Genomic DNA, 14,420 nt, shown 5'->3' on the forward strand with positions numbered 1-14,420 from the left:
CCACCCTAGAGGGCAGCGCGCGCCTTCAAGGGCTCCCACCAGGACCGGTTGTCGCGGTACCAGGCGACGACGTCGGCGAGGCCCTGCTCGAACGGCACCTGCGGCGCGTAGCCCAGCTCGTTGGTGATCTTGGTGCAGTCCACCGAGTAGCGGCGGTCGTGGCCGAGGCGGTCCGCGACCGGCTCCACCATCGACCAGTCCCTGCCGGTCGCGGCCACCAGCATCTCGGTCAGCGCGCGGTTGGTCAGCTCGGTGCCGCCGCCGATGTTGTAGATCTCCCCGGCCCTGCCGCCCTCGGCGACGAGCTGGATGCCCCGGCAGTGGTCGTCGACGTGCAGCCAGTCGCGCACGTTGAGGCCGTCGCCGTACAGCGGCACCTTGAGCCCGTCGAGCAGGTTGGTCACGAACAGCGGGATGACCTTCTCCGGGAAGTGGTACGGCCCGTAGTTGTTCGAGCAGCGCGTGATGCACACCGGCAGCTCGTGCGTGCGGAAGTACGAGCGGGCCAGCAGGTCGGAGGACGCCTTCGCCGCGGAGTACGGCGAGTTCGGCTCCAAGATGTGGTCCTCGGTCCACGAACCGGTCTCGATGGAGCCGTAGACCTCGTCGGTGGACACGTGCACGAACTTCGACACGCCCGACTCAAGAGCGGCCTGGAGCAGCGTCTGCGTGCCGAGCACGTTGGTCAGCACGAAGTCGGACGCACCGTGGATCGAGCGGTCGACGTGCGACTCGGCGGCGAAGTGCACCACGGTCGACACACCGGACATGACCTCGCTCACGAGCCCGGCGTCGCTGATGTCGCCCTTGACGAAGCGGTAGCGCGGGTGGCTCGCGACGGGGTCGAGGTTGGCCTCGTTCCCGGCGTAGGTGAGCTTGTCCAGCACCACGACCTCGGCCTCGGCGAAGGCCGGGTACGCGCCGGTCAGCACCTTGCGCACGTAGTTCGACCCGATGAACCCGGCGCCCCCGGTGACCAGTACGCGCATCGTCTCCACTCTCCAGTCCCCCATTGGGTGTACCCGCTGCCGCGAAGTCTGCCACGGGCCTGAACAGGGGTACGGACTTCTCGAAGCAACCCGATGGAAGGGCGGTACGTCCTCCCAAGACCGGGGAGTCGCCCGGCCAGGCGACAGCACGCCGTTAGCCTGGGAGGTCACAGTGGCGTGACGCGAGCTGTTCGAGTGACGGGGAGGAGTGAGAGTGGACGACCGGCCGATGCGACCCGGGGGCAATCCGAGGCGCGGGGTTCCGAGGAACCAGCCCGGCAGGCCCACACCCGGCCAGCAGGGACGATCGCAGTCCCCTGGCTCTGGTGGTGGCCGTGGACGAGCCGTTCCCCCTCCCGGTGACCGGACCCCGCCCGGTGAGCCGCCGCGTCGCCAGCCTCCTCGCCAGAACCAGCGGGAGAACCCCCGCCAGGGCGGTCAGCCCGGCGGGCGTCCGCGCGACGCCCGTGTCGTGCCGCAGGGTCCACCGCCCGCGCGCAAGACCGCGCGTGTGCGCTCGGAGTCCCCGAGGGAGCCCGGCGAACGGACCACCAAGCGCACGGCCGCGGCAGCTCCGGCGAGCGCGTCCTCCGCTTCCAAGCGCAGGCTGCACCCGGGCAAGACTGTCGCCGCGATGGTCTCCGTCATCGTGTTGTGCGTCACCGGCTACGCGTGGGGCACGCTCAACGACTTCACCACCGACGACGTCACCGAGGCCCAGAAGGGTCCGAAGCCGCTGGACGGCGCGCTCGACATCCTGATGGTCGGGTTGGACAGCCGCACCGACGCGCAGGGCAACGAACTGCCCGCCGAGGTGCTGCGCGAGCTGCACGCCGGGGACAGCGACGCCGGTGGTGGCACGACGGACTCGATGATCCTGGTGCACATCCCGGTTGACGGGAAGCCGGTCGGCATCTCGCTGCCGCGCGACTCCTACGTGGAGATCGCGGGCGGCTTCGGCAAACACAAGATCAACGCCGCGTACTCGTTCAACAAGAACGCCGCCGCGAAGAAGCTGCGCGCCGCGGGCAAGAACAAGCAGCAGGTCGAGCAGGAGTCCACCTCGGCGGGGCGCAAGGGCATGCTGGACACGGTCGGCACGCTCACCGGGGTCACCATCGAGCACTACGCCGAGGTGAACCTGGCCAGCTTCTACGAGATCACCAAGGCGATCGGTGGAGTCGAGGTCTGCCTCAAGGCCGCGACCAAGGACAACATGTCCGGGGCGAACTTCCCCAAGGGCGTGCAGACCATCGAGGGCGCGCAGGCGCTGGCCTTCGTCCGGCAGCGGCACGGCCTGCCCAGCGACCTCGACCGGATCGTGCGCCAGCAGACCTTCCTCAAGTCGATGGCGAAGAAGGTCACCTCGGCGGGCACGCTGACCGATCCGGGCAAGCTGACCGGGCTGGTCACCGCGGTGAAGAAGTCCGTGGTGGTGGACAAGAACATGGACCTGCTCCAGTTCGCCCAGCAGATGCAGACCGTGATGGCGGGCGGGGTGGAGTTCAAGACCATCCCGATCGAGGGCGACATCAAGACCGGCGACGGCGACGCGCTCAAGGTCGATCCGAAGCAGGTCAAGGACTTCGTGGCCAACCAGACCAAGGAGCAGCCGCCCGCTCCCTCGACGACGCCGCCCGCGGGCGGTGGCGCCGCGACCGACAACAAGTCGATCACCGTCGAGGTGCGCAACGCCACGGGTGCCTCCGGGCTGGCCAACGACGTGCTGGACGCCTTGGTGGCCAAGGGTTTCACCAAGGGCAACGTCGACAACGCCGTTTCGAGGGCGAAGACCGTCGTGCGCTACTCCAGGGGCCAGCAGGACTTCGGCAAGAAGGTCGTCGAGGCGCTCGGCGGCGGCGCGGTCCTGGAGGAGGACAAGGACCGGATGATCCCCGCGGGGACCGTGCGGTTGTTCATCGGCAAGGACTACTCGGGGCCCGGCAAGAAGAACAACGTGGCCGGGCAGCCGCTGCTGGAGCTGAACGGGCTCCGTCCGGCGGCGCCGAACCAGGGCCAGCAGACCGAAACCACGCCCGACGGCATCCCCTGCATCAACTAAAGGGCACGAACGAGTGGACTACGAAGTACGGTGACCTGCGTGGAGCTGGCTAGCCTTGGGGTAGCGGCTCCCGCGGGCGTTCGGTCCCGGCGGAGCAGCCGCTTTTCCTTGTCGCCCCGCCACTTCCGCTAGGAGGAGCACGTGCCGGACCGGCCGCGCCCGAACGAGGACGATGAGGCCTCCGAGCAGCCCGAGAAGTTCGTGCCGCTGGACCCCTCGGACGTCGACCAGCCGTCGAGCGCTCCCGCCTCACCCGCAGAACCCAAGCGGGGCAAGGGGAAACGGATCGCGGTCAACGCGGTCCGGGTCCTCACCGCCCTGTTGTCCGTCGCCGCGCTCACGGTCAGCGGGGTGAGCTGGGCGACACTGGAGCGCTTCCAGAACAACGTCAGCACGACCGACGTGGTCAACCAGCTCGGCAGCCAGCCGGGCGCGCCGCCCGCCCGCGACGGCGCGACGGACATCCTGCTGGTCGGCAGCGACAGCCGCACCGACGCGCAGGGCAACGAGCTGCCGCCGAGCGTGCTGCGGAAGCTGCGCACCGAGGCCAACGCCAGCCTCAACACCGACACGATCATCGTGCTGCGCATCCCGGACAACGGCGGCAAAGCCACGGCGATCTCCATCCCCAGGGACACCTACGTCGCGGTGCCGGGCTTCGAGGACGCCAAGATCAACGCCGCGTACGTGCTCGGCAAGAACCGGCGGCTCACCGAGCTCGCCGCCCAGGGCGTCACCGACCGGGGCCGCCGCGAGCGCGAGTCCGACCAGGCGGGCAGGCTCTCGCTCGGCCGCGCGGTGCAGGAGCTGACCGGCCTGCGCATCGACCACTACGCGGAGATCAACCTGTATGGCTTCTACCTGCTGACCGAGGCGCTCGGCGGGGTGGAGGTGTGCCTGCGGCAGTCCACCAGCGACCCGGACTCCGGCGCGGACTTCCGCAGGGGAAGGCAGTCGATCTCCGGCGGGGACGCGCTGGCGTTCGTCCGGCAGCGCTCCGGCCTGCCGCGCGGGGACATCGACCGGGTCGTGCGGCAGCAGGTGTTCATGGCCGCCGTGGTGAAGAAGATGCTCTCCAGCGGCACGCTCACCGACCCGGCGAAGCTGTCCGCGCTGTTCGAGGCCGCGCGCAAGTCGCTGGTCTTCGACGAGGGCTGGGAGCCGCTGACCCTGGTGCGGCAGTTCCAGGGGCTGGCCGGTGGCAGCTTCGAGTTCCGCACCATCCCGGTGGTGAACATCAACGCGCGCAACGATCGCGGCCAGAGCATCGTGGCCGTCGACAAGTCCGCGGTCCGGGCGTGGGTGAGCGGCCTCGTCGGTGGTACCCCGCCGAAGATGGCCGGGCGCGGTCCGCTCAGACTTGACGGCGGTGCCTCCCGCGCGCCGGCCCAGCAGCCGAACACCAGCGAGGAGCCGATCACCGCGGACGGCATCCCCTGCGTGTACTGACCTCGCGACGAGTGGAGACGACGAGCTGATGAACGTCACCGAAGCCCTGTTCGCCCCGTTGATGGCCGACTCGGCCAAGCCCCTGGTCAGCCACTACGACGACGCCGACGGCACGCGCATCGAGCTGTCGCGGGCGACGGTGGCGAACTGGGCGGCGAAGACGGCGAACTGGCTGCGCGACGAGGTGTTCCTGGAGCCCGGGGCCCGGGTGCTCGTCGCCCTGCCCGCGCACTGGCAGACCGTCGGCGTGCTGCTCGGCTCGTGGTGGGCGGGCGCGTCGGTGGTGACCGATCCCGCCGCCGGTGACTTCGAGGTCGCCTTTGTGCCGCAAGGGTTCGAGGTGGAGGCCGAGACCGTCGCCGCGGTGGCGCTCGACCCACTCGGCCGCGGTATCCGCTCGCCAGAGCCCGGCACCGTCGACTACATCGGCGAGATCCGCGTGCACGGGGACTTCTTCCGCTCCTACGCCGTGGTTCCCGGCGAGCAGCCCGCGCTGAACGAGCTGAGCGTGGACGCCCTGGTGGCGCTGGCCCGCGCCCGCGCTTCGGAGCAGGGCATCTCCGCGGGCGACCGCGTGCTCTCCGACCTCGACTGGCACTCACCCGAGTCCATTGTGGACGGACTGGTCGCGGTGATCGCGGCGGGCGGAGCGCTCGTGCAGTGCACCAACCCCGACCCCACCAAGCTCGCCGACCGCCGCCGCACCGAACGCATCACCGTCGACCTCACCACCCCCTAGCCCCACCGAACGCGCTGAATGACTCATTGAGGTACCTCAACTCCCCCAATGACTCATTCAGGTCCTTCAAACGCACTGAACGACCCGTTCAGGGAGTTGAGCGCACTGAACGACCCGTTCAGTGCGCTCAACGCGTCAAAGGAGCCGTTCGCGTAAGCGCGAGCGCGCGTGCGATGCGTGGGCGCCTAGCGGCGGAAAGCCTTGTGCCGGGCGGAGAGTGACCGCCCGGCACAACGGACAGCGGCGAGGGTCACACGGCGACGGGGTGTCCCTTGCGCGCGCCGAGCACCGCGTCGACGGAGAACTTCCCGCCGCCGCTGAAGCCGAGGGCCAGCGCCGCGAGCGCGAGCGTCATCACGAACTCGTAGCCGCCGGGCGCGAAGAAGCCGTTCTTGAAGTGGACGAAGATGCCCGCGCCGACCATCACCACGGCGAGCAGCACGCCCGCGACCGGCAGCAGCGCGCCGACGACCAGGGCGGCGCCGCCGAAGGTCTCCACGGTGGCGGCGAAGTAGGCCGACAGGGTCGGCATGGGGATGCCCATCTTGCCGAAGCCGGCGGCAGTGCCGTCGATGGCGCTGAACTTGGAGACTCCGTGCGCGATGAACACGATGCCGATGCCGAGCCTGGCCAGCAGCAGCACCACGTCCCGCAGGGCGTGCACGAGCTTTCCCACAGTGGTTCCTTCCCTAGATCCTCCCCGAGACCGTACAAATTTGAACTAAAGCCGACGTGAAGATGATCAAGCGTTCAATCACATCCTGAATGTGCCCAGCCCAGGACGACGAAGGCCCCGGTCGCGGGAACCGGGGCCTCGCCGAAGCGCTACCTCACTTCAGCAGCGCGCGGGACATGACAACCCGCTGGACCTGGTTGGTGCCCTCGTAGATCTGGGTGATCTTGGCGTCGCGCATCATGCGCTCGACCGGGAAGTCGCGGGTGTAGCCGGCGCCGCCGAAGAGCTGGACGGCGTCGGTGGTGACCTCCATGGCCACGTCGGAGGCGTAGCACTTGGCGGCGGCGGTGATGAAGCCCAGGTTGGGCTCGCCGCGCTCGGCCTTGGCGGCGGCGACGTAGACCATGTGCCGTGCGGCCTCGATCTTCATGGCCATGTCGGCGAGCATGAACTGCACGCCCTGGAACTCCGCGATGGCCTTGCCGAACTGCTTGCGGTCCTTGACGTAGGCGATGGCCGCGTCGAGCGCGCCCTGCGCGATGCCGACGGCCTGCGCGCCGATGGTGGGGCGGGTGTGGTCGAGCGTGCGCAGCGCGGTCTTGAGGCCGGTGCCGGGCTCGCCGATGATGCGATCGGCGGGGATCGCGCAGTCGGAGAAGTAGATCTCGCGCGTGGGCGAGCCCTTGATGCCGAGCTTCTTCTCCTTCGGGCCGACCTCGAAGCCGGGGTCGTCCTTGTGCACGACGAAGGCGGAGATGCCGTTGGACTTCTTCTCCGCGTTCGGGTCGGTGACCGCCATGACGGTGTACCAGTCGGAGATGCCCGCGTTGGTGATCCAGCACTTGGTGCCGTTGAGCACCCAGGTGTCGCCCTCCAGCCGCGCGCGGGTGCGCATCGACGCGGTGTCGGAGCCCGCCTCGCGCTCGGACAGCGCGTAGGAGGCCATGGACTCGCCGCTGGCGATGGACGGCATGACCTGCCGCTTCAGCTCCTCGGAGCCGGAGAGCAGGATCGGCATGGTGCCGAGCTTGTTGACGGCCGGGATCAGCGAGGAGGAGCCGCAGACGCGGGCGACCTCCTCGATGACGATGCAGGTCGCGACGGAGTCGGCGCCCTCGCCGCCGTAGGCCTCCGGCACGTGCACCGCGGCGAAACCGGCCTTGACCAGCGCGTCGCGGGCCTCGCTCGGGAACCGCTCCTGCTCGTCGACCTCGGCCGCGTGCGGGGCGATCTCCTTCTCCGCCAACGCGCGCACCGCGTCGCGCAGGGCGTCGTGCTCCTCGGCCAGTTGGTAGGTGCCGAAGCTCGCGTCCACGTTGTTACCTCCGAGTAGCAGGTCCTGTCGTGGATGCTAGCCGCCCGCCGCCAGTCCTCCGAAGCGACGACATCCTGCAAACAGATTTGCAAAGTCCTTGCTTCTTGCATTTCTGCTTGTAGCCTCGTCCGCATGCTCAGCTACCAGGGCGCGCCGCCCCGCACGGGCCTCCCGCAGTCGGCGACGCTCGCCGCGAACGAACGCATCCGCGCCATCCAGGCCACCGGCGAGTCGGTGGTCCACCTCGCGTTCGGGGAGGCCGGGTTGCCGGTGCTCCCCGAGGTCGCCGCCGCGCTGTCGGCCGCGGCCACCGAGAACTCCTACGGCCCCACCGCGGGCACCGAGGCCGTGCGCGCCGCGGCGGCGGGCTACCTCAGCCGCAGGGGTGTGCCGACCGAGCCGGATCAGATCGTCGCGGGACCCGGTAGCAAGCCGCTGCTGTACGCGCTGCTCACCGTGCTGCCCGGCGACATCGTGCTGCCGCGCCCGAGCTGGGTGAGCTACGCCGCGCAGGCCGCGCTCGCGGGGAAGGAGGTGATCTGGGTCGACGTGCCCGGTCACACAGGCGGCGTGCCCGATCCGGAAGCGCTGGAGAACTCGCTGCTGGAGGCGCGGTGGAAGGGCCAGCGGCCCGGCGTCCTGGTGCTGACCTCGCCGGACAACCCGACCGGCACCACCCCCGGCGCCGAGCTGGTGCGCCAGGTCTGCGCGGTCGCCGAGCGCTACGGGCTGGTGGTGATCTCCGACGAGATCTACCGCGACCTGGCGCACGACCCGGACTCCGTGCTGAGCCCGGCGACGGTGTTCCCGGAGCGCACGATCATCACCACCGGACTGAGCAAGGCGACCGCGCTGGGCGGCTGGCGGCTGGGCTTCTGCCGCATCCCGGCGACCCGGGAGGGCGCGCAGCTGCGCGAGCGCCTGGTCGGCGTGGCCAGCGAGGTGTGGTCGAACCCGGCGATGCCCGTGCAGACCGCGGCCGGGTACCTGCTCGACGAGCCCGCGGAGGTGCGCGAGTACGTCCGCGCGGGCCGCGAGCTGCACCGCGAGGTCGTCACCGAGGCGCACCGGCTGCTCGTCGCGGCGGGGGCCTCGTGCCGGGCGCCGGGTGGCGGTTTCTACCTCTACCCTGACCTGGAGCCCGCCAGGGAGCGGTTCGCCCTGCGTTCGGGGATGGACTTGGCCGAGGTGCTGCTGACGAAGTACCGGGTCGGTGTGCTCTGCGGCGAGGCGTTCGGCGATGATCCGAGGGCACTGCGCTTCCGGATGGCGACGAGCCTGCTCTACGGGGCCAACGACGTGCAGCGCTGGGAAGCCCTGCACAGCGCCGACCCGGTGGCGCTGCCGTGGATCGCCGACGCGCTCAACCGGCTCGCCGAAGCCGTCGACGACCTCACCGGAGGGAGCACTGGGTGATCTTCAGCTTGAGGCGGCGAGCCCGATGAGCGACGCGCCCGCGTCCTTCGCCGAGCTGAGCGAGCTGCTGCGGAGCGAGTCCTCCGGGTTCACGCCCTCCCAGCGGACGCTGGCCGAGCGCGTGCTGACCGATCCCGAGGGCATCGCCTTCAAGACCGTCAGCGAGTTGGCCCGCGACGTCGGCGTGAACGAGGCGACCGTGGTCCGCTTCGCCCAGCGGTGCGGCCTGTCCGGTTACCCCGCGCTGGTGAAGCTCTGCCGCGAGCACCTCTCCGGCCAGGCGCAGCTGGTGCGCAGGCTCGGCTCGCTCGCCGACGCGCCGGACGAGCTGCTCAGCAAGGCCGTCGAGCTGGACAAGCAGAACCTCACCCGCACCCTGGCCAGGGTCGACCCGGACGCGTGGCGCCGGGCCGTCGGTGCCCTGGCCGGAGCGCGACGGGTGCACGTGATGGGGCTGCGCAAGTCGCACTCCGTGGCCTACCTCTTGGCCTACCTGCTGGACCTGGTCCTCGACGACGTCTCCCTGGTGATCCCCGGCCCCGGCACCCTCACGGACCGGTTGCGCCGCTTGGAGTCCACCGACGTTCTCGTCGCCGTGTCGCTGCACCGCTACGCCGCAGACACCGTGCGCGCTGTGCGCCAGGCGAAGACCGCCGGTGCCACCACGATCGCGCTCACCGACACCGCCGCGTCGCCCTTGGCCGACATGGCCGACTCCGTCTTCTTCGCCGACACCGCGGGCGCCGGTCTGCTCCGCTCGGTGACCGCGCTCGTGGGACTCGCTCAGGCGATGGCCGCCGGAGTGGCCGCGCGCCGCGCCGACCAGGCCCCGGAAGCGTTGCGGCGTCAGGAAGAACTCCTCGTCGCGTTCAACACCTACCACCCGTGAGGTGTATCGTTGGTGTATGGCGCGCACAAACATCGACATCGATGACGACCTCGTCGCCGAGGTGATGCGGCGGTACGGGCTGGGCACCAAGCGGGAGGCCGTGGATCTCGCGCTGCGCCGGCTCGTCGGCACGAAGGTCACCACCGAGGACTTGCTGTCCCTGCGCGGTATCGGCTGGGACGGCGACCTCGACGAGATGCGCGACGACGACCCGGAGCACAAGTGGCACTCTGTCTGATCGACAGCTCCGCCTGGATCGACTGGTTCAGGGGCCGGGACTCGTCGGCCTCCGCCACGATGGAGCGACTGATCCAGCAACCCGACGTCATCGCTACGACACAGCCGGTCGTGATGGAACTGCGCGGCGGCGCCGCACCTGCCGCGCTGGCCAGGGTCGAGCAGATCATGAACTCCTTGGTGCAACTGGACATTGATCCGGCCATCGACTTCCACCAAGCTTCTGACCTGTACCGCGCAGTTCGCCGAAGCGGTCACACCGTGCGGTCCATGGTCGACTGCCTCATCGCGTCCGTCGCGCTCCGGCACGACGTGGTCCTGATGCACAAGGACGCCGACTACGAACGCATCGCTGCTGTGGCACCGAAGTTGCGCTCGCAGATGCTCGTCTAACCGCCGGAGAGGCGACGGTGGCGGAAGTCGCGCGGGGTTTCGCCGTAGCGCGCTTTGAAGGCGGTGGAGAACCACGTCGGAGTCAGCCCGGTGCACCGCGCGATCTCGCCGATGGTGAGGGCTCTGCGAGCGGGGTCGGCGAGCATGTCGCGCGCGGCGCGGAAAGCCTCCTCCTGGCGCAGCTCGCGGAACGTGGTCCCGCTGCGGTGGAGGATGGAGCGCACCTGCCGCGGTGACCAGCCGAGGGCCCGCGCGGCGGAGGGCAGGTCCGCGTCACCGATGTACGAACGGACGTAGCGGCGGACGACCTCGGCGGTTTCGGCGAGGTGGCTGGGCTGGGTGGAGGTGTCGCCGGTGGCCATCATGCACAGCAGCTCGCAGATGCGGTCGCAGACGGCGTTGAACTCCTGCGCGGTAAGCCGGTCGCGCTCCGCGTGCAGGCTGCGAATCATGTCTTGGGTGACGCGGCCGATGCCGGTGCGCGCGTCGAGCAGCATTCGCATCCGCGCTGACGTCTTCACGCGGTGGTCGATCTCGTTCTTCGGCACACGCAGTGCGTAGGCCTGCGACACGGGCACGTGCATGTGGAACGGCTCGTCGAGCCCGTTGATGGACACGGAGCCGGGAGCGACGCGCGTGGGGTTGCCGTCGTGCCACATCGAGTAGACGCCGCGCTGCGGCACGACGATCCAGTAGTGGTCGGCGTCAGGGACACGACGCACGTGGGCCGGAGTGCGGTAGGCCATGCGCTCGCTGCACTGGTCCCAGCGCAAGAGGCTGTAGGTGTCGGACTCCTGCGCGGTCAGACCCGCGTACCAGTTTTCACGCGCGCGGAAGCGGTGGTCCATCGGAGCGATGCTGTTGCTCAGCTCCGTCCAACCCTCCGCGTCTTCGACGATCCAGTCGTGGAACCGCATGGGTCCAGACTGCACCACGCAGCCGCGAGTTTCGGTTTTGTCCCCCTTAGTTACGGGTTGCGGCGCGAGCGCGCGCGCGAGCTGGCATCAGCGCGGCTCACGCAGAACGCTGCTTTCCTGCCGTTCTGCTAGCTCCTCTGGGAGGCCACCGTGAGGCCGAGGCCATATCCGGTCCCCTTCCTCGCCACTGACGAGACAGTGCCTGAAGCATTGGCACGGTTGCGTGGAATCGCTCCAGTCGTGCCGGTGGAGCTTCCGGGCAGCGTGGTGGTCTGGGCTGTGCTGAGCCACGAAGCGGTCAAGGAGGTACTGGGCAACGACAACAGGGTCTTCGGCAAGGACAAGAAACATTGGCCCGCCTTGCACGACGGGACGATCGCCGAGGACTGGCCGCTGCGCACGTTCCTCCACGGCAACCACATCAACACCACAGACGGCACCGATCACCGCAGGCTGCGCGACTACTTCGGTGACGCGTTCTCCCCGCGCATGGTCGCCGCGCTGGCGGAGCGAGTCAGAGAGATCGTCACGACACTGCTGGACTCCGCCGAGGCGGGTGGCGACGAGATCGACCTGGTGCCCGCGTTCACCGAACAGGTGCCGATGCGCGTGATCTGCGAGCTGTACGGCGTCCCGGAGTCCGCGCACGCACTCCTGCGACAGCGCGCGACAACGGTGCTCAGCCACACCAGCACTCCGGAGGCAGTGCACATCGCGCGCAGTCGACTGCACGAGTACCTCGGCGATCTGGTCGACCAGAAGCGCGCGGAGCCCGGCGACGACCTGACAAGCGCACTCGTGCACGCGCGCCGCGGCGAGGACAGGCTCAGTCACACGGAGCTGGTCGACCTGTTGTGCCTGACGTTGTTGGCAGGGCACGAAACCACCGCGCACGCGCTGGCGAACTCGATCGTCAGCCTGTGCACACACCGCGACCAGTTGGCGCTCGCGGCGCGGGACGGACTGTGGTCCAAGGTTGTCGAAGAGAGCCTTCGGGTGAGTTCGCCCGTGCAAGCGAACCCGTTCCGTTTTTCCTTGCGGGAAACCACAGTTTGCGGCGTGGACATCCCGAGAGGCGAAGCGCTGCTGGTGTGCCTCGGCGGCGCGGGAACGGATCCGAACCAGTACGGCCCAACGGCGGGTGAGTTCGACATCACGAGACAGCCCAGCCCGCACCTCTCGTTCGCCTACGGACCGCACTTCTGCGCCGGAGCGCCACTCGCGCGCCTTGAAGGACGCATCGCGCTGTCGGGGTTGTTCGGCCGGTTCCCGGACCTGGACCTCACCGTGGGGGCCAAAGACATCCCGTACAGGTCGAACTTCGTCACCTACGGACCAGCATCAGTCCCTGCCCGCCTCAACAGGCGTTAAGCGGGTTCTGCGAGCCCGTGAACACCAGCTGCCGCTTGGCCGTCTCCGGCTTCAGGTTCGCGTCGCCGGAACCGCGCCGAGGCTCAGAACTCCGACGGAGAGCAGGGTGACGGTCCGGCGCCACCCTGCTCCACCTGCGGAAATTTGTGCACCCAGGAAGAGAAAGCAGGACTCACCGAGAAGTGAGTCACTCTCACACTTCAGGTCCTTGGACGCGGAGTGCTCTCAGTGGCCGATCCGCTCGCGCAACGCCTTGTCCTTGTCCAGGACGAGCCGCTCCAGATCCGCCTGGAACTGCGCCATCCGGGCGCGCAGGTCGTCGGCGAGGTCGTCGGAGCCAGCCGCGAGCGTGCGCACCGCGAGCAGTCCGGCGTTGCGCGCGCCGCCGACCGAGACGGTGGCGACCGGGACACCCGCGGGCATCTGCACGATCGACAGCAGCGAGTCCATGCCGTCCAGGTACTTCAGCGGCACCGGCACGCCGATGACCGGCAGCACCGTCGCCGACGCGACCATGCCCGGCAGGTGCGCGGCCCCACCGGCGCCCGCGATGATCACGCGCAGGCCCCGGTCGACGGCGGTCGCGGCGTAGTCGAGCATCCGCTGCGGCGTGCGGTGCGCGGAGATGACGCTCACCTCGTGCGGCACGTCGAACTCGGTCAGCGCCTCGGCCGCGGCCTGCATCACCGGCCAGTCCGAGTCACTGCCCATGATCACGCCGACGAGCGGTGTGCCTGCCATCTAGCTGCCTCCGTGAATGTCTGCGCCGTGGATGCCTGCGCCGTGAATGTCGTAACCGTCCGGCCACTCGGCGTGCGAGAGCCAGTGCGCGGAGAGCCCGGCCCTGCGCCGGACCTCCGCCATGTCGGTGCCGAGCACGGTCACGTGCCCGACCTTGCGCCCAGGGCGCTCCGCCTTGCCGTAGAGGTGCACGTGCGCGTCGGGGAACCTGGCGTACAGGTGGTGCAGTCGCTCGTCCACGGTCATGCCCGGAAGTTCAGGCGCACCAAGGACATTCGCCATGACCACGGCCGGAGCGGCAGTGTCGGTGACGCCGAGCGGGTAGTCCAGGACAGCGCGGACGTGCTGCTCGAACTGCGAGGTGCGCGAGCCCTCGATGGTCCAGTGGCCGGAGTTGTGCGGGCGCATCGCCAGCTCGTTGACCACGACACCGTCAGCGGTCTCGAACAGCTCCACCGCGAGCAGGCCGACGACGCCGAGTTCGTCGGCCACGCGCAGCGCCAGCTCCTGCGCGGCGAGCGCGGACTCCTCGGGGAGGTCGGGCGCGGGCGCGAGGACTTCGACGCAGATGCCGTCGCGCTGCACGGTCTCCACGACCGGCCACGCGCCGCCCTGTCCGAACGGTGAGCGGGCGACGAGCGCGGCCAACTCGCGCCGCATCGGCACGCACTGCTCGACCATGAGCGGCGTTCCGGCGGCGAGCAGCTCAGGAATCACCCTTTCGGCGCTGCTGGGCGTGTTCAACATCCACACGCCCTTGCCGTCGTAGCCGCCGCGGACAGCCTTCAGCACGCACGGCCACCCGTGCTCGCCGCCGAAGCTCAGCACGTCCGCGACCTCCGCGACGGGGGCGAACGGCGGCACCGGCAGACCGAGCTCCGCGAGCCTGGTGCGCATCACGAGCTTGTCCTGCGCGTGCAGCAGCGCGGCCGGCCCGGGGTGCACCTTCACGCCCTCCTCGACCAGCACGCGCAGGTGCTCGCCGGGAACGTGCTCGTGGTCGAAGGTGAGCACGTCGCAGGACTTGGCGAAGGCGCGCAGCGCGTCCAGGTCGGTGTGCTGGCCGAGCGTGACCGACGGCGCGACCAGCGCGGCGGGGTCCTCCGGTGAGACGGCGAGCACGTGCAGTGACTGGCCGAGGGCGATGGCGGCCTGGTGGGTCATTCTGGCCAGTTGGCCGCCGCCAACCATGCCGACGACGGGGGTGCCGGTGCGGGAGTCCACGG

Annotated in this window: 14 protein-coding genes; 8 read left to right on the forward strand and 6 right to left on the reverse strand. The window is 69.6% G+C overall.

Annotated features, from left to right (window positions below; genetic code table 11):
• Window positions 1-5: 5 nt before the first annotated feature.
• Window positions 6-989 carry a dTDP-glucose 4,6-dehydratase gene (gene rfbB, locus ABD798_RS04105; RefSeq protein ID WP_344871138.1) on the reverse strand — a complete coding sequence of 328 codons (984 nt, stop codon included), beginning with the start codon at window positions 987-989 and terminating at the stop codon, window positions 6-8.
• A 472-nt stretch (window positions 990-1,461) separates the two neighbouring features.
• Between rfbB and ABD798_RS04110 the strand changes: the two genes are divergently transcribed.
• The 3 genes from ABD798_RS04110 to ABD798_RS04120 all read left to right on the forward strand — a co-directional run bounded on the left by ABD798_RS04110 (window position 1,462) and on the right by ABD798_RS04120 (window position 5,239).
• Window positions 1,462-3,051: an LCP family protein gene (locus ABD798_RS04110; RefSeq protein WP_344871139.1), complete on the forward strand. Its 1,590-nt coding sequence runs from the start codon at window positions 1,462-1,464 to the stop codon at window positions 3,049-3,051.
• Window positions 3,052-3,192: 141 nt separating this feature from the next.
• Window positions 3,193-4,500 (forward strand): LCP family protein, encoded by a 1,308-nt coding sequence (locus ABD798_RS04115; protein WP_344871140.1) that lies wholly within the window; start codon window positions 3,193-3,195, stop codon window positions 4,498-4,500.
• 28 nt (window positions 4,501-4,528) lie between these two features.
• The gene (locus ABD798_RS04120; RefSeq protein ID WP_344871141.1) at window positions 4,529-5,239 is read left to right on the forward strand and encodes a TIGR03089 family protein; all 711 of its coding nucleotides are present in this window, start codon (window positions 4,529-4,531) and stop codon (window positions 5,237-5,239) included.
• A 250-nt stretch (window positions 5,240-5,489) separates the two neighbouring features.
• Here the strand turns inward: ABD798_RS04120 and ABD798_RS04125 are convergent, their stop codons facing one another.
• Window positions 5,490-5,915, reverse strand: coding sequence for a DoxX family protein (locus tag ABD798_RS04125; RefSeq protein ID WP_344871142.1), 426 nt, complete (start codon window positions 5,913-5,915; stop codon window positions 5,490-5,492).
• Window positions 5,916-6,069: 154 nt separating this feature from the next.
• Window positions 6,070-7,230 (reverse strand): acyl-CoA dehydrogenase, encoded by a 1,161-nt coding sequence (locus ABD798_RS04130; protein ID WP_344871143.1) that lies wholly within the window; start codon window positions 7,228-7,230, stop codon window positions 6,070-6,072.
• Between the two features lie 132 nt (window positions 7,231-7,362).
• On the opposite strand from ABD798_RS04130, the gene ABD798_RS04135 reads away from it, so the two are divergent.
• From ABD798_RS04135 to vapC, 4 genes are read left to right on the forward strand one after another with little or no spacing between them, the layout of a single operon-like run.
• Window positions 7,363-8,646, forward strand: coding sequence for a pyridoxal phosphate-dependent aminotransferase (locus ABD798_RS04135; protein WP_344871144.1), 1,284 nt, complete (start codon window positions 7,363-7,365; stop codon window positions 8,644-8,646).
• 25 nt (window positions 8,647-8,671) lie between these two features.
• A complete protein-coding gene (locus tag ABD798_RS04140; protein WP_344871145.1) occupies window positions 8,672-9,535 on the forward strand; it encodes a MurR/RpiR family transcriptional regulator in 864 nt (287 codons plus the stop codon).
• 16 nt (window positions 9,536-9,551) lie between these two features.
• Window positions 9,552-9,773 (forward strand): type II toxin-antitoxin system VapB family antitoxin, encoded by a 222-nt coding sequence (locus ABD798_RS04145; protein ID WP_344871146.1) that lies wholly within the window; start codon window positions 9,552-9,554, stop codon window positions 9,771-9,773.
• Window positions 9,758-10,165, forward strand: a complete 408-nt coding sequence (vapC, locus tag ABD798_RS04150) for a type II toxin-antitoxin system VapC family toxin (protein ID WP_344871148.1) — start codon at window positions 9,758-9,760, stop codon at window positions 10,163-10,165. Before ABD798_RS04145 ends, vapC begins: the two co-directional genes overlap by 16 nt.
• On the opposite strand, the gene ABD798_RS04155 is transcribed toward vapC, so the two are convergent.
• The gene (locus ABD798_RS04155; RefSeq protein ID WP_344871149.1) at window positions 10,162-11,082 is read right to left on the reverse strand and encodes a helix-turn-helix transcriptional regulator; all 921 of its coding nucleotides are present in this window, start codon (window positions 11,080-11,082) and stop codon (window positions 10,162-10,164) included. The genes vapC and ABD798_RS04155 overlap by 4 nt on opposite strands.
• A gap of 246 nt (window positions 11,083-11,328) precedes the next feature.
• Between ABD798_RS04155 and ABD798_RS04160 the strand changes: the two genes are divergently transcribed.
• On the forward strand, window positions 11,329-12,453 hold the full coding sequence (locus ABD798_RS04160) for a cytochrome P450 family protein (protein ID WP_344871150.1): 1,125 nt from the start codon (window positions 11,329-11,331) through the stop codon (window positions 12,451-12,453).
• Window positions 12,454-12,678: 225 nt separating this feature from the next.
• On the opposite strand, the gene purE is transcribed toward ABD798_RS04160, so the two are convergent.
• Both purE and ABD798_RS04170 read right to left on the reverse strand, forming a co-directional pair.
• Window positions 12,679-13,194: a 5-(carboxyamino)imidazole ribonucleotide mutase gene (purE, locus tag ABD798_RS04165; RefSeq protein WP_344871151.1), complete on the reverse strand. Its 516-nt coding sequence runs from the start codon at window positions 13,192-13,194 to the stop codon at window positions 12,679-12,681.
• A complete protein-coding gene (locus tag ABD798_RS04170; protein ID WP_344871152.1) occupies window positions 13,195-14,418 on the reverse strand; it encodes a 5-(carboxyamino)imidazole ribonucleotide synthase in 1,224 nt (407 codons plus the stop codon).
• Window positions 14,419-14,420: the final 2 nt, after the last annotated feature.

The sequence above is a fragment of the Allokutzneria multivorans genome, assembly GCF_039537405.1.
Taxonomy (GTDB): domain Bacteria; phylum Actinomycetota; class Actinomycetes; order Mycobacteriales; family Pseudonocardiaceae; genus Allokutzneria; species Allokutzneria multivorans.

Coding starts and splice junctions, on each gene's coding strand:
- ABD798_RS04155 (WP_344871149.1), bottom strand. CDS start 11,082: ATGCGGTTCCACGACTGGATCGTCGAAGACGCGGAGGGTTGGACGGAG.
- purE (WP_344871151.1), bottom strand. CDS start 13,194: ATGGCAGGCACACCGCTCGTCGGCGTGATCATGGGCAGTGACTCGGAC.
- ABD798_RS04135 (WP_344871144.1), top strand. CDS start 7,363: ATGCTCAGCTACCAGGGCGCGCCGCCCCGCACGGGCCTCCCGCAGTCG.
- rfbB (WP_344871138.1), bottom strand. CDS start 989: ATGCGCGTACTGGTCACCGGGGGCGCCGGGTTCATCGGGTCGAACTAC.
- ABD798_RS04145 (WP_344871146.1), top strand. CDS start 9,552: ATGGCGCGCACAAACATCGACATCGATGACGACCTCGTCGCCGAGGTG.
- ABD798_RS04140 (WP_344871145.1), top strand. CDS start 8,672: ATGAGCGACGCGCCCGCGTCCTTCGCCGAGCTGAGCGAGCTGCTGCGG.
- ABD798_RS04120 (WP_344871141.1), top strand. CDS start 4,529: ATGAACGTCACCGAAGCCCTGTTCGCCCCGTTGATGGCCGACTCGGCC.